Genomic DNA, 20027 nt, shown 5'->3' on the forward strand with positions numbered 1-20027 from the left:
CGACTGCACCGCGAACCGGCGGCGGACGGTTTTTTTCAGTTTTCCTTGCTGACCAGGGTCATCTCGCGGCTGTCGAACTTGAGCCACGCATCGGTCTGATCGTCCAGCCGCAAGCGGTGCGCTCCGGGTGTGTTATAGCTGGCGAAGACTAAAAGTCCAGCCGCCCGCTTGCCCCCCAGCGGGAAGGGTTGGCGGTCGATGAATTGCCCCGGCACCAGCTCCAGTCCCCACACGCTCATCAGCTGACGATAGTCACGCTGATACTGCTCGCGCCCGGCGAACCACTGCTGGGCGCTGATGCCCGACAGTTGCTTGAGCAGGTCAGGGTCGTTGACCGCGATGAAATCCACGGCGATCGGGGTGTCGTCATTGGCCTTGGGTGCGACGTCGAGGGTCAGGCTGTCGAGGTCGACTTTCGGCCCGAAGAACGAACAGCCCGCGAGCAGCGCAAAGCCGATTGTTAGAAAAAGTCGTGAAGACAAAATGAATTTTCCTTTTCGCGAGACAGTCCAAAAAAGTTTTTCGCTTGCATTTTTATAGACCTGTTCTAGCGTCTTGGGTAGTTCGGTTCCTACAGCCGAATGTGGAAGGTTTGTCAAAGGAACGACAGGTCATCTGCCTCCCTTTCTAACCTGTGGTCCAGCAAGGGAAAGCGATGAACGGGCCTCCCCGATGCATTGCGCCCGCTCATCGCATCGGAGTCCGCCGACATGGCAGAAAGTACCCAGCACAAGCTCGACCGGGTTCGCCCGCCCCGAGTGCAAATCACCTATGACGTCGAAATCGGCAACGCCATCGAGAAAAAGGAATTGCCGCTGGTGGTCGGGATTCTTGCCGACCTCTCGGGCAAGCCGCTCGAACCACTGGCAAAACTGACCGAACGCCGTTTCACCGAAATCGACCGCGACAACTTCAACGACGTCCTCGCCTCCATCGCCCCTCGCGCCACGCTGCAAGTCAACAACACCCTCAGCGGCGACGACAGCAAGCTGAACATCGAACTCAACTTCAAACACATCGACGATTTCGACCCGGTCAGGGTGGTGGAGCAAGTCACCCCGCTGCGGCGCCTGTTCGAAGCCCGCCAGCGCCTGCGCGACCTGCTGACCAAACTCGACGGCAACGACGATCTCGACAAGCTGTTGCGCGATGTCATCGCCAACACCGAAGGCTTGCAAGAGATCAAATCGGCTCGCCCGGACACCGCTGTCCCGGCCGCTGATGCCGAGACCCCGGCCGAACCGCAAGCCTGATCGTCCACCTGACCGAGGAAGAATTCGCCATGCCCGCCGCCGCCCAGAATCAAGCCAGCGAAAATGCTGCCGCCGAAACTTTATCCCTGCTTGACCGGATCATCGCCGAGGGCCGCATGGCCCATGACGACAGCCAGCAGGACTACGCCCGCGACATGCTCGCGGAATTCGCCACCCAGGTACTCGACGAAGGCATGGCCATCGACAAGGACACCGTGGCGATGATCAACGACCGCATCAGCAAGATCGATGAACTGATCAGCGCCCAGCTCAACGAGGTGCTGCATCACCCGGACCTGCAAAAACTCGAAGCATCCTGGCGCGGCCTGCACATGCTGGTGCAGAACACCGAAACCAGCACCCGGCTGAAACTGCGCCTGCTCAACGTGACGCAGAAAGAGCTGCAGAACGACCTGGAAAAAGCCGTCGAGTTCGACCAGAGCGCCCTGTTCAAGAAGATCTACGAAGAGGAATACGGCACCTTCGGTGGCCACCCGTTCAGCCTTTTGGTCGGTGACTACACCTTCGGCCGTCACCCACAGGACATCGGCCTGCTGGAAAAACTGTCGAACGTCGCCGCCGCTGCGCACGCGCCCTTCATCGCTGCCGCCAGCCCGCGCCTGTTCGACATGAACAGCTTCACCGAACTGGCCGTGCCCCGTGACCTGTCGAAAGTCTTCGAGAGCCAGGAACTGATCAAGTGGCGCTCGTTCCGTGAGAGCGAAGACTCGCGCTACGTCTCGCTGGTGCTGCCACACTTCCTGCTGCGCCTGCCTTACGGCCCGGACACCTCGCCGGTGGAAGGCATCAATTACGTCGAAGACACCAACGGCACCGACCACAGCAAATACCTGTGGGGCAATGCCGCGTGGGCGCTGTCGCAACGCATCACCGAAGCCTTCGCCAAGTACGGCTGGTGCGCGGCGATCCGTGGCGCTGAAGGCGGTGGCGCGGTCGAAGGCCTGCCGGCGCACACCTTCCGTACCAGCTCCGGCGATCTGTCGCTGAAATGCCCGACCGAAGTGGCGATCACCGACCGCCGCGAGAAGGAGCTCAACGACCTCGGTTTCATCGCCCTGTGCCACAAGAAGAACAGCGACATCGCGGTGTTCTTCGGCGGCCAGACCACCAACAAGTCCAAGGTCTACAACACCAACGAGGCCAACGCCAACGCACGGATCTCGGCGATGTTGCCGTACGTGCTCGCGGCTTCGCGTTTCGCCCATTACCTGAAGGTAATCATGCGCGACAAGGTCGGCAGCTTCATGACCCGCGACAACGTGCAGACCTACCTCAACAACTGGATCGCCGACTACGTGCTGATCAACGACAACGCGCCGCAGGAAATCAAGGCGCAGTACCCGTTGCGTGAAGCGCGGGTGGACGTCACCGAAGTCGCCGGCAAGCCTGGTGCCTACCGCGCGACCGTGTTCCTGCGGCCGCACTTCCAGCTGGAAGAGCTGACCGCGTCGATCCGCCTGGTCGCGACCCTGCCGCCTCCGGTAGCAGCCTGACCTGCCTGCGCCCGCAGGATTTCCCTGCGGGCGCTCCCCCGTTTGTCTAGCGCGACAACCTTCAGGAGTTTCAAGCGATGGATGCAATCATTCTCGACCTCGGCGGCGACATCAAAGGCGACAGCCTGCTCGAGGGCTACAAGGACAAGATCGAAGTCATGTCCTACAGCCACAACGTGGCGATGCAGGTGACCAACGACGTCAGCAACTCGGAACGTACCTCCGGCCGGCCGCACATCGGTGAATTTACCCTGACCAAATTCATCGACAGCTCGACCCCTTCGCTCAACGAGTATTGCTGCGCCGGCAAGCCGCTCCCGGAAGCCAAGATCACCATCGGTCGCAACGCCGCCGAAGGCAGCGGGCAGATCATGCCGTTCATCATCTACACCCTGACCAACGTGGTGATCTCCAACGTCAGCGTCAGCGGCGGCACGGGGGGCAAACCGGTGGAAACCCTGTCCCTGAACTTCACCAAGATCAAATGGGAACTCACCGCGCAGAAAGACGACGGCACCAAGGAAGGCACCGCCGGCACGGTCTGGGACCTGGCGGCCAACAAGGCCAGCAAGTAACCGGACGCCCTCGCCATGGCTGGCACCGGCATACGCGCACCGCTTTTCGAACGCCTCGCCTGGAGCGAGGCCGACGAGCCGCCGGTGTTCGATCGGCAGGACTTGCTCGACTCGGTGCACGCCGAGCTCGGGCGCCTGTTCAACACCCGCCGTGGCCCGCGCGCACTGACGACACCCCCGAGCGTGATCGACTACGGCATCGCCGACTGGAGCGCCCTGCAACAACAGCGCAGCGATGACCGCCGTCGCCTGGCGCGGGACATCCGCGAGGCCATCAGCCATTTCGAACCACGCCTGCTGCTGGGCGAGGTTCAGGTCAATCCCCTCCCCGAACAGCCCCAGCGATTGAGCATCCGCCTGCTCGGCGAGTTGCGCAGCGGCTCGCTGCACTGGCCGGTGGCCTTTGTCATCGAGCCCGGCAACGAAGGGCTGGAGGTGCGCCATGAGCGACTCGATTGACCCGCAACTGCTCGACTATTACCAGCGTGAACTGACCTGGTTGCGCCATGCCGGCAGCCAGTTTGCCGAGCGTTATCCGAAAGTCGCTCGGCGTCTGGAGCTGTCTCCCGGTGAGTGCCCCGACCCGCACGTCGAGCGTTTGCTCGAAGGTTTCGCCCTGCTCGCGGCGCGTCTGCAACGACGGCTGGATGACGACTACGCCGAGTTCAGCGATGCCTTGCTGGAACAACTCTATCCCTTGGCCGTGCGCCCGTTGCCGTCCTGCGCCATCGTGCAGTTCGAGCCGGACCCGAGCAAAGGCAAACTCGACGGTGGTTATCCCCTGCCCCGGGACACGCCGCTGTTCGTCACCACCAGCAAGGGTGAAAGCATTCACTTTCGCACCAGTGCCGCCGTGCGTCTGTGGCCCATCGAAGTGACTGAAGCGCTGTTGCTCGGCAGTGATGAAGCCCAGGCGTTGACCGGTGTGGCGCAATCCCGTTCGGCCTTGCGCCTGAGCCTGCGTTGCCTGGGCGAAAGCCAATGGTCCGAGCTGGAGATCGACAGTTTACGCATTCACTTGGCCGCCTCACCGGTGATCAATGCCGGGCTCTATGACCTGCTCGGCGCCCATGCCGTGCAGGTGCTCGCAGGCTCGCCGGGGAGTATTCCGGCGAAATTGAAGGGACTGCCGCAGATCGTCGGGTTCGCCGACGACGAGGTGCTGCTGCCGGACGAAGACGGCGTGCACCCGGGCATGCGCCTGCTGGCGGAGTACTTTGCCTTCCCGGAGAAATTCCATTTCTTCGACCTGCCGCTCTCCGGCGTTTCCAGCGACAGCCAGACGCTCTACCTCTATATCGTTTTCGACCGTGCGCCGGCGGGTCGATTGCACTTGCAGGCCAGCGACATCGCGCTTGGCTGTGCGCCGGTGATCAATCTGTTCCCACGCACCTCCGAGCCGCTGCGCCCCGACGGCACCCGCAGCGAATACCGACTGGTCGCCGACAGCCATCGGGAAAACAGCGTCGAGATCCACAGCATCCGCGCGATGCGCTCCAGCTCCAGCGCCGGCGTGCAACGTCTGCCCGCCTATTACGGCAGCCAGCACAGCGGCGGCGATCAACAGCGTTACTGGCATGCGCGTCGAGTCAGTGGCCAGTCGCCGAACCGGCTCGGCAGCGATCTTCTGGTCAGCGTCGTCGACACCCGTTTTGAACCGCAAACCGATCTGCCCGACTACAGCCTCACGGCCGAACTGCTGTGCACCAACCGGCACCTCGCCCAGAGTCTGCCGGCCGGTACGCCGTTGGGATTCGAGCGGCCTGGGCCGGTGGCGTGGGCACGCCTGCGCAATCCGCCGAGCCCGCAGAGTCTGCCGCGACTGGACGGCGATTCGCGCTGGCGGCTGGTGTCGCAACTGACCCTCAATCATTTGTCGCTGGTCGAAGGACCGCAGGCGCTGGATGCGCTGAAGGAGATTCTGCATCTGCATAACCTGCGTGATGAGTCCAGCGCCCTGCGCCAGATCGATGGTTTGCTGAGCCTCGCTTGCGAACGGGTAATCGGCCACGTCGGTGCCGACGCCTGGCGTGGCTGGCGCAACGGACTTGAAGTGCAGTTGCAGCTCGATCCGCAGCATTTCGTCGGCAGCAGCGCGGTGCTGTTCTCGGCGGTGCTCGCGCAGTTCTTTTCGGTGTACGCCACGGCCAATCGCTTTGTGCGCACGGTGCTCATGCAGGCTGACAAGGAGGTCAAGGCATGGCAACCCCAAGCCGGCATGCCCCTGTCGCTCTGACCCTGGGCCAGCGTCTGCGCCGCGATCCGCAGGCGTTCGAATGGTTGCAGGCGTTGCTGTTGCTGGAGCGCGAACAGCCGCAGGCCGATTCCCTCGGTTCAGGCACGTCACCGCAGGCCGAAGCGCTGAAATTGCGCGGGCCGTTGACGCCCGTGTTCGCCGCCAGCCAGATCGAAAGCCTGGAAGAAAAACCGGGTGAACCACTGACGCTCAACTCGCCAATGTTCGGCCTCGGCGGCCCCGATGGCCCGCTGCCCTACGCCTATCAGGAATGGCTGCAACAACGGGCCCGGGCCAAGGATCACGCGCCAGCCGAGTTTCTCGACCTGTTCCAGCATCGGCTGCTCAGCCTGCTGTACAAGGTGATGCGCAAACACCGGATCGCCCTCGGCTTCACCACGCCAGGCGCTTCGCCGGTGCAGGCGCAATTGCGGGCGCTGACCGGGTTGTTGCCCAAATCGTTGCAGGAGCGCCAGGCGATTCCCGACTGTGCCGTTCTGGCCTGCACCGCGTTGTACGCCGATGGCCGCCGTTCCCTGGCCGGGTTTGCGGCGATTGTCCGCGAGCAATTTTCCGTACCGGTGGAGCTGAGCGCTTATGAGGGTGCATGGCGTGAGATCCCGGCCGCCAGTCGCAGCGTCATGAAGGCCGGCGGACGAAATCTGCAACTCGGGCGCAGCGCCGTGGCCGGTACTCGGGTCTGGGATGAACATGCCGGAATTCGCCTGACGCTCGGGCCATTGACCTCGGCGCAGGCCGGACGCTTTTTGCCGGATGGCGAAGCGCACCCGGCACTGGCCAGCCTGGCAGCGCTGTATTTCGGCCCGGATCTGGACGTGAAACTGGTGATGCTGGTACGCGGCGCCGGGCCGATAAAACTGAGCCGTCAGGCCCCGGCCCTGCTCAGTTGGAACGGCGGACTGCAACGTCAGGCCAGTCTCACCGTGCAACGCATCGAAACCCGTCTTCGTCAGCTGGAGATCACCTGAAATGGAACTGGCCAGCCTGATCGGACGCCTCAACCCGGACAACCGCCGCGCTCTCGAACGCGCCGCCCAGCGCTGTTTGCAGCGCGGGCATCACTTTGTCGAGATCGAGCATCTGTTGCTGGAATTGCTCGACATCGACGGCGGCGATTTTGCTTTCCTGCTGCCACGTTTCGGGCTGGAACGGGATGCACTGACGGCTGAAATCAACAAGGCGCTGGACCTGTTCAAGACTGGCAGCACGCGCACCCCGGCGCTGTCCTCGCACACGCTGGGATTGCTGGAAGACGCGGTGGTGCAGGCCAGTGTGCTGGGGATCGACAGCATTCGCTCCGGGCTCTTGCTACTCGCGTTGATTGATCGCGACGAGCGCCGAAGCCTGCTGCTCAACAGTGCGTCGTCATTGCTGCGGATTCCGAAAGAAGCCCTGCGCGCGAATCTGCTGGAGTGGACGGAGAACTCCCGCGAGCACGCTGGACCGCACTCTGTGTCTTCAGGAAATGCGGCGCCACGGCAGGATTCGGTACTGGACCAATACACCCAGGACCTGACCGCTGACGCTCACGCCGGGCGCATCGACCCGATCGTCGGCCGCGATGGCGAAATTCGTCAGTGCATCGACATTCTGCTGAGGCGCCGGCAAAACAACCCGATTCTGGTCGGCGCACCGGGCGTCGGTAAAACCGCCGTGGTCGAGGGCCTGGCGCTGCGCATTGCTGCCGGGGACGTGCCGCCGTCTTTGCAGGAAGTCAGCCTGCGGGTGCTCGACCTTGGCCTGTTGCAGGCCGGTGCCGGGGTCAAAGGTGAATTCGAACAACGGCTCAAAGGCGTGATCGATGCCGTTCGCAGCGCCGACAAGCCGATCATCCTGTTCATCGACGAGGCTCATACCTTGATCGGCGCGGGCGGAGCCGAGGGCGGCAGCGATGCGGCCAACCTGCTCAAACCCGCGCTGGCCCGAGGTGAGCTGCGCACGTTGGCTGCCACGACCTGGATGGAATACAAAAAATATTTCGAAAAAGACCCGGCCCTCGCCCGCCGCTTTCAACTCGTACAGGTGGAAGAGCCGGACGAAATCACTGCGGTGGAAATGCTCCGTGGCGTAGCTGCCAAACTCGAACAGCACCACGGCGTGCAGGTACTCGACGCGGCCATTCATGAAGCAGTGAAACTCTCGCACCGCTACATCTCCGGACGCCAGCTACCGGACAAGGCCATCAGCGTGCTCGACACCGCGTGCGCCCGGGTCGCCCTCGGCCAGCACGACGTGCCGCCACCGCTGGAAAGCCTGCGTCACCGGCAGAACAGCCTCAAGGATGAAGTCGAACGCCTGCGCCGGGAGCAGGCCACGGGGCTGGATCATCGTGAGCGCATCACGCTGCTGGAAAATGAATCGAAAACCAATGTGCAAGCGATCCGCGAACTGGAAACCCGATGGAGCGAAGAGCGCGTGGCGGTGCGTGAACTGCTCGAAACACGCCGCGAATTGCTGGCATTGAGCGAAAGCGCCGACAGCGACAAGCCCGACGAAGCCACCGACAGCCGCATCGATCATCTGGCCGCCGAACTGCTGCGCCTGGAAGCGGGACTCGATGCGATCCGCCAGGACGACCCGCTGGTGCCGGAACAGGTCGACAGCAAAACCGTCGCTGCCGTGATCGCCGGCTGGACCGGCATCCCCGTCGGCAAGATGCTCGCCGACGAAGCCCATGCCGTGCGTACCCTTGGCCAACGCATGGGCTTGCGTGTGATGGGCCAGAAAACGGCACTCGCAACCATCGCCCAGCGCCTCCAGGCCTACCGCGCCGGGCTGACCGATCCGCAAAAACCGGTCGGCGTGTTCCTGCTGGTCGGCCCCACGGGCGTAGGCAAAACCGAAACCGCCTATGCACTGGCCGACGCGCTATACGGCGGCGAACGCAACCTGATCAGCATCAACCTTTCCGAATATCAGGAAGCCCATACCGTCAGCCAGCTCAAGGGAGCCCCGCCGGGTTACGTCGGTTATGGCAGTGGCGGCGTGCTGACGGAAGCGGTACGACGCAAACCCTATTCGGTGGTGTTGCTGGATGAAATCGAGAAGGCGCACCCGGATGTGCTGGAAGCGTTTTACAACGTCTTCGACAAAGGCTTGATGGAGGACGGCACCGGGCTGGTGGTCGATTTCAAGAACACCGTGATGCTCGCCACCAGCAACGTCGGTGCCGAGTTGCTGCTCGATACACCAACTGCACAACTCGGCTCGGAAGCGTTCAACGAAGCGCTGCACAAAGTCCTCCTGCAAGCCTTCCGCCCGGCGTTTCTGGCGCGCATGACGGTGGTCGCGTATCGGCCGCTGGATGAGCAGACGCTAGAAGGGATTGTGTTGGCGAAGCTTGAGAAATTGCGTGGTCGCTACAAAGCGGCGACCGGCAAACAGTTCGAGTTTGATTCGGGAATCGTCAAAGCGGTACTCGCCAAATGCAGCGCTGCCGGTGCGCGGGATGTCGAGAATGTATTGATGACGCAGGTGACAGGGAAATTGGCGGAGTGGGTGTTGGAGTAGTCGCATGCAAGCGTGACACCTTCCGAATGCGCATGGCAGAAACCAGGAGGCATCATGAGCTATGAAGCTATCTGCAAAAAGATCGAAGGACATGGTGAGGGCGTCCACAACTTCGGCCAGTCCAGCTTTCTTTTACTCGTCGCCGAAAACAGAGCCGGCATATGTCGCGGTCTCAGTACCGCGTGGTTGATCGCCAGAAAAAAAGGCAAAGACTACCTCAAGGAAATCGTAGAACCGACGGAGACAACCGGTCTGCTGCATGAGAAAAAGACGGCGAACGAGGCTTCAGACTTCCAGTCGGCATACGTCGACATCAGTGGCGACACACCCGAATCCCCCTCTCAGGCCACCCTTGACGCATTGGTGACTGGCGGGGTGGGGAAGCTGGGGGAAAAAAAAGCGGAAGCCTATCAGGGATTCGCCACCGCCGGAGAGGCCATCGCTTCGTTCGTGCTGACCTCCTCCTGCCGATATTTCATCTTGTCTATCAAAGGCACACTGGGTGGGCATTCTGTAGCCTTTCACCGGCCCTGGGTATTCTTTGGAAAAGGCAGCAGCTGTGTTTTTTTCGATCCAAACTTCGGCGAATTCAAACTGGAGGGAACCAAAGGCATAACCCTCTGCCTGGATGCTGTTGCTGCTGCTTATAGCCAGGGCTTGTCGACGGGTTACCGGATATGGGGGTTCGGCTGACATCGAATCGGGATTGCACCACTTTATAAGGGGACAGATTTATTTTTGTTGACGCCTGTTGGCGAAGCGAACTGAAAGAATCCCGGCGGAGATTGCCATGGCGGAAATACATAAAGTGGGTCGTTACTCAGGTGGCAATGTCGCAATGACAGGAGCAAACCCGCTATACGCCAGCTGGCTGGCGGCCAATCACGCCACCAACGGTGGGACGATTCCTGACTTGGCCGCCATCTGCCATGAATCCTCTTCAACTCGCCGAGCCTTGGCCGGCTCGGGCGCCTCCCATGGAACCTGTTTTGCCGTCGTCGAACACTTTGATGCCTCACGCGGCGTACTGATGTACAAATTTGGCGACAGTGCGCTGAAACTGGACCTTCTCGGAAACTACACAACAACAACCAAAAAAGTCGTCACAACCCTTCGCGGGCATGCTGAAATCAGTGCGTTGGTTCAGGCGATCAACAGTGTTGCGCTCCCTGACGGTGATTACAGCAACTTCGTTACACGTATCTATATCGAACTCAGCCCCTGCCCTCTTTGTGGGCCGCAACTCGAGCCTTACGTTAGAAACTCGGTGGTGATGTACAGCTACGTTTATGGAAACGAGAGAGAGATGGATGGGTGGGTCAGTGACAACCAGGCTGCAATCCATGAGAAAGGCGGTACGTTCAGGTGGTGAGCTTTTTCTCTCCCAACAGCTGAGGTCAGCTCATGCCCCGATCTACCGACAGCAACACCACCCTGTCCCTCACCGCACCCTCGTTGTCGGCGATTTACCCTGATTCGCTGTCCGGCGACGAGGCGCTCAACCTGTTGGGCTCGCAAATTCTCAACGGCCTCAACGACGGCACCACCCTCACCCTGACCTCTGCCATCGCCAGCCACGTCACCACCACCCTGCACAACGACGCTCAATTGCGCCCGTTCGATGCCTTGGTCGCCGAGATCCGCCAGCTCCCCGCCGACGCCACCGCCGAACGCTATCAGCTGGTTCTAAGGCCATGGCTCTGGTGGCTGACCCTGGCCAGCAACAACCGCGTATTCCAGAACCTCGCCACCTCGGACATCGTGACCGCGATCTTCAAGGCCCACGGTTTCAGCGATTTCAAACTCTCGCTGACCGGCAGCTACACGCCCCGAGAGTATTGTGTGCAGTACGGCGAGACCGACTTCGCCTTCGTCTCACGGCTACTGGAAGAGGAAGGCATCTTCTGGTTTTTCACCCACGACGAGGGCAAGCACACGCTGGTGCTGGGCGACAGCAATGACGCCTTCGTGCAGATCCCCAACGGCCCGAAGGTCAAGTATCTGGGCCAGCAAATGGGTGAACGCGAGTTGCATGGCATCCGCTCGGGCCAAGTGTGTCTGCAAGCGGTAGCCGGGGTGTACAAGGCAACGGATTACGAGTTCACCACGCCGACCACTTCACTCTTCGGCCAGGCCGAAGCCGTGGCCGGGCCGCTGTCGATCTATGAGCATCCCGGCGGCTACAACGCCAAGGCGCGCGGCGATGCGTTGACCAAGCAGCGGGTAGATGGGCTTCGCAGCGAGGAGAAACGCTTCGTCGGCGAAAGCGACTGTCGCTGGTTGATACCGGGCCACTGGTTCACCCTCGACGGCCACGAAGACGAGAGCCTGAACATCGACTGGGTCGTCACGCGGGTCACCCACGACGCCAGCCACGAAAGCTATCGCAACCGCTTCGAAGCCTTCCCCAAAGCCACGCCGTTCCGCCCGCCCCGCACCACACCCAAACCGCGCATGCATCCACAGACCGCCATCGTCGTAGGCAAGTCCGGCGAAGAAATCTGGACCGACGAGTACGGCCGGATCAAGTTGCAGTTCCCCTGGGATCGCGACGGCAAGAACGATGAAACCAGTTCCTGTTGGGTGCGTGTGGTATTGCCGTGGAGTGGCAAGGGCTTCGGCATGCAGTTCGTGCCACGCATCGGCCAGGAAGTCATCGTGACCTTTATAGACGGCGACCCGGACCGGCCACTGGTCACCGGATGCGTGTACAACGGCGACAACGCCCTGCCCTACGCCTTGCCGGCGAACCAGACCCAGTCAGGGATCAAGACTCAATCGTCCAAGGGCGGCGGCGGATTCAACGAGCTGCGTTTCGAGGACAAGAAGGATGCCGAAGAGGTGTTCCTGCAGGCGCAGAAAGACCTGAAGATCAACGTGCTCAACGACACCACCGCCACCGTCGGCCACGACGAAACCCTGACGGTGCAGAACGCCCGCACCCGCACGGTCAAGGACGGCGATGAAACCGTCACGCTGGAAAAAGGTAAACGCAGCGTGACCATCCAGACCGGTAGCGACAGCCTCGATGTTAAGGACAGTCGTACCGTAAAGGTCGGCGCCGACCAGAACCACAGCACCGGCGGCAACTACACCGACAAGGTCACCGGCGATTACAGCCTGACGGTGGACGGCAACCTGACGATCAAGGTCAGCGGCACCCTCACGCTGCAAAGCGGCGGCAGTTTCACGATCAAGAGCGGCGCGGATCTGGCGACCTCCGCCAGCACCTCGATCACCCAGAAGGCTGGCACCGCCATGACCAATCAGGCCGGTACTTCGCTGGACAACAAGGCCGGAACGACGCTGACCAACGATGCAGGCGTCAGCCTGACCAACAAGGGCGCGGCCTCGCAGACCGTGGACGGCGGCGGCATGCTGACCATCAAGGGCGGGCTGGTACAGGTCAACTGACAAGGAGTCGCCATGGCGATCACTCCGCTGGACTTGCAGCAGGATGACAAACACCTCAAGGGGCGCCTGCAGGACGGGCAACTCGACGGTCCGTTGAATATCAAGGATGACGGTCGCCAGCAGGCAGACCTGAATTACCGCCAGGGCCAACTGCAGGGCATGTCCCTGCTCTACCACCCCAACGGCAAGGTCTCGGCGCAGATGCCGTTCGTGCGCGACAAGCTGCAAGGCGTGGCCAGTTTTTATGCGCCCGAGGGCTGGTTGCAGCGCAAGGCCACTTATCGGCGTGGGTTATTGCATGGTGAGGCATTCAATTACTTTCCCGACGGGCAAGTGGCGGAGGCCGAGTTCTATCGTGACGGCGTGCGTGAGGGGCGTTATCAGCGCTTTCATCCCAACGGCAAACCGGCGGTGGATGCGCGTTATCTGAATGGGCAGTTGATGGAGCCGGAGCAAGGGTTCGCCGAGGACGGGCGGCCACTGGATGCCGATGGCAAGCCGATTTCCCGGGTGCGCTGGTGGTTTCGCAAGTGGACGGATCCGCAGCAGGCCTGAATCAGGGAATCAACATCTGCATCTGCCCCGGCATCACGATCTTGATCACCCCCGCCCAGTTGCACATCAAGGTGCTGTTGGCATCGATCGCCGGCATCCCGCCCAGCAGCAGGGTCGGTGCGCCGCCGGGGATCCACGGCGAGGCGGTGGCGGGAATGCACGGCATCGGTGTCAGTACGCCCAGTGCCGAAGCCGTGGCAGCGGCGACCATCGGGTTGGCCATGCTCATGCACATGCCGAACGTGGTGACGTTGACCAGCGGAATATGATCCATGATGTTCGCCGCCGGCATCCCGCCGGTCAGCGTGCGATTGACCGGCAGCACGTTGAGCACCGCCGGCGCAGCACCGAAACTGCATTGCAGGGTAGCGCTGGCACAGACTTGCGGGCAGCCCATTTCAAAGCTCCTTTGTGAACAAGGCATTCGCGCTAAACCTTAGTCGCCAGCGGCCCGCCGCGCACATTCCCAAGGGTGATTATCGTCCAACACGCTAACCTATAAGACCGAACCGCGCTTGTGACGACCCGAGCGCGCCATTAGATTAGCCAATGATGTCTGGCCTCCAAAATAAGCAGAAGGGATAAGCATGGCGCTTACTGACCAGTCCACCCGTATCCGCTCTGGCGAAGAACTCGATGCCAGCCTGATCGATCCGTACCTCAAGGCGCACATTCCGGGCCTCGCCGGCACGCCGCAGATCAGCCAGTTTCCCGGCGGCGCGTCGAACCTGACCTACCTGCTGGAATACCCGGACCAGGAATTCGTCCTGCGCCGCCCGCCGTTCGGCCACAAAGCCAAGTCCGCCCACGACATGGGCCGCGAATTCCGCATCCTCAACCAGTTGCGCGACGGCTTCCCGTATTGCCCGAAAGCCTACGTGCACTGCACCGACGATTCGGTGATCGGCGCCGAGTTCTATGTGATGGAACGGGTCAAGGGGATCATCCTGCGCTCGGACCTGCCGCCGGAACTGGGCCTGGACGCAGCGAAAACCGAAGCCCTGTGCAAGAGCTTCATCGACCGTTTCGTCGAACTGCACCGGGTCGATTACAACGCCTGCGGCCTCGGCGATCTGGGCAAACCTGAAGGCTACGTCGCCCGCCAGATCAAGGGCTGGAGCGAACGCTACGAAAAAGCCCTGACCCCGGACGCACCGCACTGGGAACAGGTCAAAGCCTGGCTCAACGACAAGATGCCGGCCGACCACCCGACCTCGAGCATCGTGCACAACGACTACCGCTTCGACAACGTCATCCTCGACCCGAACAACCCAATGCAGATCATCGGCGTGCTCGACTGGGAACTGACCACCCTCGGCGATCCATTGATGGACCTGGGCAACACCCTCGCCTACTGGATCCAGGCCGACGACCCGGCCCCGGTGCAACTAATGCGCCGCCAGCCAAGCCACGCCCCGGGCATGCTGACCCGCCGTGAATTCGTCGACTACTACGCCGAGCGCTCGGGCATCCAGATCGACAATTTCGACTTCTACTACACCTACGGCCTGTTCCGCCTGGCCGGCATCGTGCAGCAGATCTACTACCGCTTCTTCCATGGCCAGACCCAGGACAAACGCTTTGCGCAGTTCATTCACATGAACAAACTGCTGGAGCAGATGAGCCTGCAGGTCATTGCCAAATCCAGCCTCTGATGACGGCGTTATAACAAGGCTCACTACAAGGGAATCCCATGTCCAAGACTCAGTTGTTCGACCTCGACGGCAAGATCGCTTTCGTCTCCGGCGCCAGCCGTGGCATCGGTGAAGCCATCGCCAAACTGCTGGCCCAGCAAGGCGCCCACGTCATCGTTTCGAGCCGCAAACTCGAAGGCTGCCAGCACGTGGCCGACGCCATCATCGCCGCCGGCGGCAAGGCCACAGCGGTCGCCTGCCACATCGGCGAAATGGAACAGATCAGCCAGGTCTTCGCCGGGATCAAGGAGCAGTTCGGGCGCCTCGACATCCTGGTCAACAACGCCGCGACCAACCCGCAGTTCTGCAACGTGCTGGACACCGACCTCGGCGCCTTCCAGAAAACCGTCGACGTGAACATTCGCGGCTACTTCTTCATGTCGGTGGAAGCCGGCAAGCTGATGCGCGAAAACGGCGGCGGCAGCATCATCAACGTGGCGTCGATCAACGGCATCTCGCCGGGGATCTTCCAGGGCATCTACTCGGTGACCAAAGCCGCCGTGATCAACATGACCAAAGTCTTCGCCAAGGAATGCGCGCAGTTCGGCATCCGCTGCAACGCCCTGCTGCCGGGCCTGACCGACACCAAGTTCGCCTCGGCCCTGGTGAAGAACGACGCGATCCTGAAACAGGCGCTGACGCAGATCCCGCTCAAGCGCGTAGCCGACCCGAGCGAAATGGCCGGCGCCGTGCTGTACCTGGCGAGCGATGCTTCGAGCTACACCACCGGCGTATCGCTGAACGTGGACGGCGGTTTCCTGTCCTGATCCGCTTCTGATGCAAACGAAAAGGCAGCCCAAGGGCTGTCTTTTTCATGCTTCCAGAGCCTTCGGCAATTGCCAGCCGAAATGCACCGATAACAACCGCAACAACAGACACGCCGCCCCCGCCAGCAACGCAGCCGCCACCGGCGAAACGCCCAGCCTGCGCCCGACGATCAACACCGCCGCGCCGACAAACGCCGAACTGGCATACAAATCCGCCTGCAACACCACCGGCACCCGCGCCAGCACAATGTCCCGCAGCACCCCGCCACCGACGCCGGTAATCGTCCCCATCAGCATGGACACAAACGGCGAAATGCCGAAATTCAACGCCTTCTGCGCCCCGGCCACGGCAAACAGCGCCAACCCCGCCGCGTCCAGCACGATCAAGGTCGAACCGGACCAGCCCAGCACCTGCTCATGAAAAACAAACGCCACCCCGCCCATGGCAAACGCCAGCGCGGGATAACACCAGTCGGCCACAGCCTTGGGCGGCGTAGCGCCGATCAACAGATCACGCGTCACCCCGCCGCCGAGCGCAACGATGAACGCAATCACCATCACGCCCAGCAGATCGAGTTGAGCATGCATCGCCGCAATGGCGCCTTCAACGGCAAACACAGCGGTGCCGACCAGATCGGCCACCAGCACAATCCACTCGACCCGCGCCTTTGACGGCGCGTGCGTTATTGAGTGACGCAACGCGTCTTGGTGATGTGTCGGGTTACCTGCCCGTCGGCATACATGTCACCGGCGACCTCGGTATTTTCCATCACCTGACAGGTGCGCTCAGGTGGCGGAGGCGGCGCTGCCGGCGGAGGGGGTGGAGGACTGGCACAGCCACTGAGCAGCACCAGACCGAAAGCCGACAACAACGAAAAACACACGCGTTTCCCAGGATTGTTCATAGGATGACCCGCGATAAATGGAAGAAAAACTCCCGTCGCCGAGCGTGCAAATGCCCGGTTATGGAAACCGAACCACTCATTCCTTATAGACCAGTGGGGGGTGAGTGCCAGTGGAATGGTGGGATTGGGGGGAAATGGCTGTCGATTTTGGGGTGAGTTGTGAAATGGACCGTGTGTTTCGATCGAACTTTGAACAATCTCAAGAGCCAGCCCTCTCCCGGAGGGAGAGGGAACTGACCGAGGTGTTTGTGGGAGATACGCCGACGTGCAATATCGAGTTGAACTCGGATTGTTAAAAAGCGCACAACGCTGATTTCGCTTCCGTGTCTGCTTTTGCTCCTAACCACTCAAAACGATGAGCGTTAGCTCGAGTACCGCTTTTGATCGCAGGGCCCGTCGGCAGGCTGAGTGGAGGGATTGATCTGGGGGGGGGGAGCGCAGCGACCGTTTGGCGAAGCCAAACACATCGAGAGGAGGTGCAGCGAAGCAAACCGTAGGCGATGCCCCCGGATCAATCCCGGAGCGAAGGAACACCGAGCCAAAGCGAGGTGCCGAACGTCAGGGCACAGACCTTTTGGTTCCTTTTGGGGCGTTTGCCAAAAGGGACTCGCCGTAAGGGCGAAACCGCCAGCGGCAACACCCGAAGCAACGGATATACACCCAAACCCAAAACAGCATGGTCGGCCCAGAGGCCGCCAAGTTCACCCCGGAGAGCGCAAAGAATTACTCTCAAGCTCATACCGCAATTCATCAATCAAGGCATCCACCGCTTCCGGCGTACGCAAGGCACCAAGACTCAACCCACTGATCACCAGATCCACCCGCCCCGAAACCGGCTCATACAACTTCACAGTAAGCGAGTGATCCCCATCCACCACACACTCACAAGCCAACGGCGAAAAACTGCGCTCAAGCTGTGCCCGCAACTGCGCCAGATAAATCATCGCGCAAGCTCCACACAACGAGACTCGACAACAAACAACACATTCATAGGGGCTGATCCATTAGCAGGTTCAAAAGGGACGCGATCACGGAAAAAAACCGCACCGCACCTCACCAGACTAAGAACAGCCCGCCCGATCAAACACCCGAATTTGCACCCCATGAGCTAGTGCATTTGCACCTTACCGCTGCCCTCGGCTGCTGCCCGAGAACAACCCGCGCTCTCGAGCCCAGACAATCGCCTCGCTGCGACTGTGCACATCGAGCTTCGAATACACCGTCGCCACATGATTGCGCACCGTGTTCGGCGCCAGCTTCAATCGCGCAGCAATCTCCTTGTCCGCCAACCCCTCACAGATCAGTCCCAGCACATCGCGTTCGCGAGCCGTGAGATCGGTAAACGAAACGCTGGGCAGTTGCGGCGAGTTGACCTTCTTCACATTGGCCAGTTTCTCGATCAGCGTACGGCTGAACCACGAGGCATCCTTCATCACTTCTTCAATCGCCGCCACCAGTTCAAGCTCGGTGCGCTTGCGCTCTGTGATGTCCATCAGCACCAGCAGATAGCACACCGTGTCCTGGATGTTGACGGTGTCAGCGGACACCGCGCACTCCAGCAGCTCGGCGTCTTTCTTGCGGATCCGCATATCGACGCGGTCAACCCGGCCGGTCTTCTCCAGCGCCGCCAGCAACCGAGCGCGCTCCGCCGGTTCATCGATGAAGTCCAGTTGCGCGACGGTCTTGCCGAGCACGTCGTCGCTCTCGTAAGCCAGGGTATCGAGAAAGGCCTGATTGATGTCGATCAGCCGCTGCTCGTCGGCGCTGCAGATCAGGATCGGCACCGGCGTCAGGCGAAAGGCCTTGGCGAAGCGCTCCTCGCTTTGGCGAAGGGCGACTTCGGCCTTGTGCCGCAATTCCATGTCGACAAACGAAAACAACATGCAGTCCTCGTCATTGAGCACCAGCGGCTGGCCGGCGACGATCACCTGCTTGCTGCCACCGTCCGGCAGACGCAATTCAGCCTGCATCTGCGGAATCGTCGCGACATCCCGCAGGCGCTGGATCGCCAGTTCCTTGCGCTCGGCCTGTTCGAGAATGTCCAGCTCATAAGTGGAAGCGCCGATTACTTGATCGCGGGTGTAGCCAGTCATTTCCAGGAAGCCCGGATTGACCTTGATGTAACGCAGATCGCTGAGACGGCAGATCACCGCCGGTGCCGGGTTGGCATTGAAGGTTTTTTCGAAACGCTGCTCGGCGTTGGCCCAATCGGTGACGTCGCTCATGATCAGCACCAGCGATTCGGTCTCGCCGTCACGATCAGTCAGCACCATGCTGCGCACGCTGTGCACCCAGGTGCGTTCTTCATCGCTGTGCGGGGTGACTTCCACCAGCACGTCACTGAAGGTTTCCCCCGCCGCCACGCGACTGATCGGGTACTGCTCCGGCGTCAGCGTGTGGTTGTTGCGATAACGCAGGTTGAAGCGCTCGGCATACTCTGCGGCATTGTTGCCCAACTCGCCGATACGACTGACGCCATGCATCGCCAGCGCGGCTTCGTTGGCCCAGAGGATGGTCTGGTCGAGTTCCAGCAGAATCACTCCGTCGGACAGACCGGCGATGATCTGTTGCAACTGACGGCGATTGGTTTCGGTGGTCAGGACGTCCCGGCTCATTGGCTCTCCACAAGTACGCGCATGTGAAGTTTACGACCGCTGGCCGTCGCGATCGTGCCGGGCAATTTTGCCCTTGGTTATCGCGATGAGTGATCCACCAGTTCCCGCAGCGTATCGAGAAACAGCTTGAGCACTGGCGAGGCATCGTCCGCCCGATACGTCGCGTACAGCGGCACTTGCGGCAGCGCCGGGGTCAGGCGCCGGAATACCAGTCCGGCGGGAGCCAGTTGCTCGATGGAGGCCGGCAACAGCGCCACGCCAAACCCGGCGCGAACCAGACTGAGCAAGGTCTGCACCTCGATCACCTGCTGGCGGATCTGCGGGGTGAATCCGGCCTGAATGCAGCACTGATAGAGAAAATTGGCGAAGCGCGACTGCTTCAGTTCCAGCGCCACGAACGGTTCCTGCGCCAGATCAGCAGGCGCCAACACTTCACGCCGGGCCAGCGGGTGGTCCGCTGGCATCACCACGTGGATCGGCTCATGGATCAGCAATTCATTGCGCAACTGCGGATCGTCATAGCCAACGCGGAACACGCAGGCGTCGATGCGTTTTTCCTTCAACGCCTTGACCTGGGCCGCCGGGGTCATCTCATGCAGACGCCAGGTCACCTGCGGGTAGCGCTCGCGAAACAGATGCAGCGCCTTGGGCAGCACGCCGACCATTACCGAGCTGATCATGCCGATTTCCAGCTCGCCGAGCTGCCCGCGTCCGGTCTGCCGGGTCAGGTCCAGCGCCCGTTCGAGTTGTTCGAACACCAGCGGCGCCTGCTCCTTGAGCATCTGCCCCGCCGCTGTCAGTTCGACCCGATGGTGACTGCGCTCGAACAGCGGCGTGCCGAGTTCTTCCTCCAGCAAGCGGATCTGCTGGCTCAGCGGCGGCTGGCAGATGTGCAGCCGTTCGGCGGCACGGCCGAAGTGCAACTCATCGGCCAGGGCCATGAAGTACCGCAGCAAACGCAGGTCCAT

19 protein-coding genes are annotated in these 20027 nt (G+C 61.4%); 13 read left to right on the forward strand and 6 right to left on the reverse strand.

Annotation, left to right across the window (positions count from 1 at the left end):
- Positions 1–35: 35 nt before the first annotated feature.
- Entirely contained in the window at positions 36–482 is a 447-nt protein-coding gene (locus CAG02_RS24495) for a type VI secretion protein (RefSeq protein ID WP_085711614.1), read from the reverse strand.
- Positions 483–710: 228 nt separating this feature from the next.
- Here CAG02_RS24495 and tssB point away from each other — a divergent pair, with 228 nt between their 5' ends.
- The 11 genes from tssB to CAG02_RS24550 all read left to right on the forward strand — a co-directional run bounded on the left by tssB (position 711) and on the right by CAG02_RS24550 (position 13078).
- Positions 711–1253, forward strand: a complete 543-nt coding sequence (gene tssB / locus CAG02_RS24500; protein ID WP_085711486.1) for a type VI secretion system contractile sheath small subunit — start codon at positions 711–713, stop codon at positions 1251–1253.
- Positions 1254–1282: 29 nt separating this feature from the next.
- Positions 1283–2767 (forward strand): type VI secretion system contractile sheath large subunit, encoded by a 1485-nt coding sequence (gene tssC, locus CAG02_RS24505; RefSeq protein WP_085711487.1) that lies wholly within the window; start codon positions 1283–1285, stop codon positions 2765–2767.
- Between the two features lie 77 nt (positions 2768–2844).
- Positions 2845–3342, forward strand: coding sequence for an Hcp family type VI secretion system effector (locus CAG02_RS24510; RefSeq protein WP_085711488.1), 498 nt, complete (start codon positions 2845–2847; stop codon positions 3340–3342).
- A gap of 15 nt (positions 3343–3357) precedes the next feature.
- Positions 3358–3801, forward strand: coding sequence for a type VI secretion system baseplate subunit TssE (gene tssE / locus CAG02_RS24515; RefSeq protein ID WP_085711489.1), 444 nt, complete (start codon positions 3358–3360; stop codon positions 3799–3801).
- Positions 3785–5578, forward strand: coding sequence for a type VI secretion system baseplate subunit TssF (tssF, locus tag CAG02_RS24520; RefSeq protein ID WP_085711490.1), 1794 nt, complete (start codon positions 3785–3787; stop codon positions 5576–5578). Before tssE ends, tssF begins: the two co-directional genes overlap by 17 nt.
- Positions 5542–6567: a type VI secretion system baseplate subunit TssG gene (tssG, locus tag CAG02_RS24525; RefSeq protein WP_085711491.1), complete on the forward strand. Its 1026-nt coding sequence runs from the start codon at positions 5542–5544 to the stop codon at positions 6565–6567. The genes tssF and tssG overlap by 37 nt, the downstream gene beginning before the upstream one ends.
- A gap of 1 nt (position 6568) precedes the next feature.
- On the forward strand, positions 6569–9109 hold the full coding sequence (tssH, locus tag CAG02_RS24530; RefSeq protein ID WP_085711492.1) for a type VI secretion system ATPase TssH: 2541 nt from the start codon (positions 6569–6571) through the stop codon (positions 9107–9109).
- A 54-nt stretch (positions 9110–9163) separates the two neighbouring features.
- Entirely contained in the window at positions 9164–9802 is a 639-nt protein-coding gene (locus CAG02_RS24535; protein WP_085711493.1) for a YopT-type cysteine protease domain-containing protein, read from the forward strand.
- A 97-nt stretch (positions 9803–9899) separates the two neighbouring features.
- Positions 9900–10481: a hypothetical protein gene (locus tag CAG02_RS24540; RefSeq protein ID WP_085711494.1), complete on the forward strand. Its 582-nt coding sequence runs from the start codon at positions 9900–9902 to the stop codon at positions 10479–10481.
- 32 nt (positions 10482–10513) lie between these two features.
- The gene (gene tssI / locus CAG02_RS24545) at positions 10514–12523 is read left to right on the forward strand and encodes a type VI secretion system tip protein VgrG (protein WP_085711495.1); all 2010 of its coding nucleotides are present in this window, start codon (positions 10514–10516) and stop codon (positions 12521–12523) included.
- 12 nt (positions 12524–12535) lie between these two features.
- Positions 12536–13078 carry a toxin-antitoxin system YwqK family antitoxin gene (locus CAG02_RS24550; RefSeq protein ID WP_085711496.1) on the forward strand — a complete coding sequence of 181 codons (543 nt, stop codon included), beginning with the start codon at positions 12536–12538 and terminating at the stop codon, positions 13076–13078.
- 1 nt (position 13079) lies between these two features.
- Here the strand turns inward: CAG02_RS24550 and CAG02_RS24555 are convergent, their stop codons facing one another.
- Positions 13080–13475, reverse strand: coding sequence for a DUF4280 domain-containing protein (locus CAG02_RS24555; RefSeq protein ID WP_085711497.1), 396 nt, complete (start codon positions 13473–13475; stop codon positions 13080–13082).
- A gap of 190 nt (positions 13476–13665) precedes the next feature.
- Here CAG02_RS24555 and CAG02_RS24560 point away from each other — a divergent pair, with 190 nt between their 5' ends.
- Complete coding sequence (locus tag CAG02_RS24560; protein WP_085711498.1) at positions 13666–14733, forward strand: phosphotransferase family protein; 1068 nt, start codon at positions 13666–13668, stop codon at positions 14731–14733.
- Between the two features lie 38 nt (positions 14734–14771).
- A complete protein-coding gene (locus CAG02_RS24565; RefSeq protein WP_085687598.1) occupies positions 14772–15539 on the forward strand; it encodes an SDR family oxidoreductase in 768 nt (255 codons plus the stop codon).
- Between the two features lie 45 nt (positions 15540–15584).
- Here the strand turns inward: CAG02_RS24565 and CAG02_RS24570 are convergent, their stop codons facing one another.
- The 4 genes from CAG02_RS24570 to CAG02_RS24585 all read right to left on the reverse strand — a co-directional run bounded on the left by CAG02_RS24570 (position 15585) and on the right by CAG02_RS24585 (position 20027).
- Entirely contained in the window at positions 15585–16181 is a 597-nt protein-coding gene (locus tag CAG02_RS24570; protein WP_256576917.1) for a trimeric intracellular cation channel family protein, read from the reverse strand.
- A 964-nt stretch (positions 16182–17145) separates the two neighbouring features.
- Entirely contained in the window at positions 17146–17388 is a 243-nt protein-coding gene (locus CAG02_RS24575) for a DUF1652 domain-containing protein (RefSeq protein ID WP_085711500.1), read from the reverse strand.
- Between the two features lie 180 nt (positions 17389–17568).
- Positions 17569–19059 (reverse strand): helix-turn-helix transcriptional regulator, encoded by a 1491-nt coding sequence (locus CAG02_RS24580; protein ID WP_085711501.1) that lies wholly within the window; start codon positions 19057–19059, stop codon positions 17569–17571.
- 77 nt (positions 19060–19136) lie between these two features.
- Complete coding sequence (locus tag CAG02_RS24585; protein WP_085711502.1) at positions 19137–20027, reverse strand: LysR family transcriptional regulator; 891 nt, start codon at positions 20025–20027, stop codon at positions 19137–19139.

The organism is Pseudomonas sp. R43(2017) (genome assembly GCF_002112345.1).
Taxonomy (GTDB): domain Bacteria; phylum Pseudomonadota; class Gammaproteobacteria; order Pseudomonadales; family Pseudomonadaceae; genus Aquipseudomonas; species Aquipseudomonas kribbensis.

Excerpts from the sequence above, each read along its gene's own strand:
- tssG (WP_085711491.1), top strand. The coding sequence starts at position 5,542 with ATGGCAACCCCAAGCCGGCATGCCCCTGTCGCTCTGACCCTGGGCCAG.
- CAG02_RS24555 (WP_085711497.1), bottom strand. The coding sequence starts at position 13,475 with ATGGGCTGCCCGCAAGTCTGTGCCAGCGCTACCCTGCAATGCAGTTTC.
- CAG02_RS24560 (WP_085711498.1), top strand. The coding sequence starts at position 13,666 with ATGGCGCTTACTGACCAGTCCACCCGTATCCGCTCTGGCGAAGAACTC.
- CAG02_RS24575 (WP_085711500.1), bottom strand. The coding sequence starts at position 17,388 with ATGATTTATCTGGCGCAGTTGCGGGCACAGCTTGAGCGCAGTTTTTCG.
- CAG02_RS24540 (WP_085711494.1), top strand. The coding sequence starts at position 9,900 with ATGGCGGAAATACATAAAGTGGGTCGTTACTCAGGTGGCAATGTCGCA.
- tssB (WP_085711486.1), top strand. The coding sequence starts at position 711 with ATGGCAGAAAGTACCCAGCACAAGCTCGACCGGGTTCGCCCGCCCCGA.
- tssF (WP_085711490.1), top strand. The coding sequence starts at position 3,785 with ATGAGCGACTCGATTGACCCGCAACTGCTCGACTATTACCAGCGTGAA.
- CAG02_RS24580 (WP_085711501.1), bottom strand. The coding sequence starts at position 19,059 with ATGAGCCGGGACGTCCTGACCACCGAAACCAATCGCCGTCAGTTGCAA.
- CAG02_RS24535 (WP_085711493.1), top strand. The coding sequence starts at position 9,164 with ATGAGCTATGAAGCTATCTGCAAAAAGATCGAAGGACATGGTGAGGGC.
- tssC (WP_085711487.1), top strand. The coding sequence starts at position 1,283 with ATGCCCGCCGCCGCCCAGAATCAAGCCAGCGAAAATGCTGCCGCCGAA.
- CAG02_RS24550 (WP_085711496.1), top strand. The coding sequence starts at position 12,536 with ATGGCGATCACTCCGCTGGACTTGCAGCAGGATGACAAACACCTCAAG.
- CAG02_RS24565 (WP_085687598.1), top strand. The coding sequence starts at position 14,772 with ATGTCCAAGACTCAGTTGTTCGACCTCGACGGCAAGATCGCTTTCGTC.
- tssE (WP_085711489.1), top strand. The coding sequence starts at position 3,358 with ATGGCTGGCACCGGCATACGCGCACCGCTTTTCGAACGCCTCGCCTGG.
- tssH (WP_085711492.1), top strand. The coding sequence starts at position 6,569 with ATGGAACTGGCCAGCCTGATCGGACGCCTCAACCCGGACAACCGCCGC.
- CAG02_RS24585 (WP_085711502.1), bottom strand. The coding sequence starts at position 20,027 with ATGGACCTGCGTTTGCTGCGGTACTTCATGGCCCTGGCCGATGAGTTG.
- tssI (WP_085711495.1), top strand. The coding sequence starts at position 10,514 with ATGCCCCGATCTACCGACAGCAACACCACCCTGTCCCTCACCGCACCC.
- CAG02_RS24510 (WP_085711488.1), top strand. The coding sequence starts at position 2,845 with ATGGATGCAATCATTCTCGACCTCGGCGGCGACATCAAAGGCGACAGC.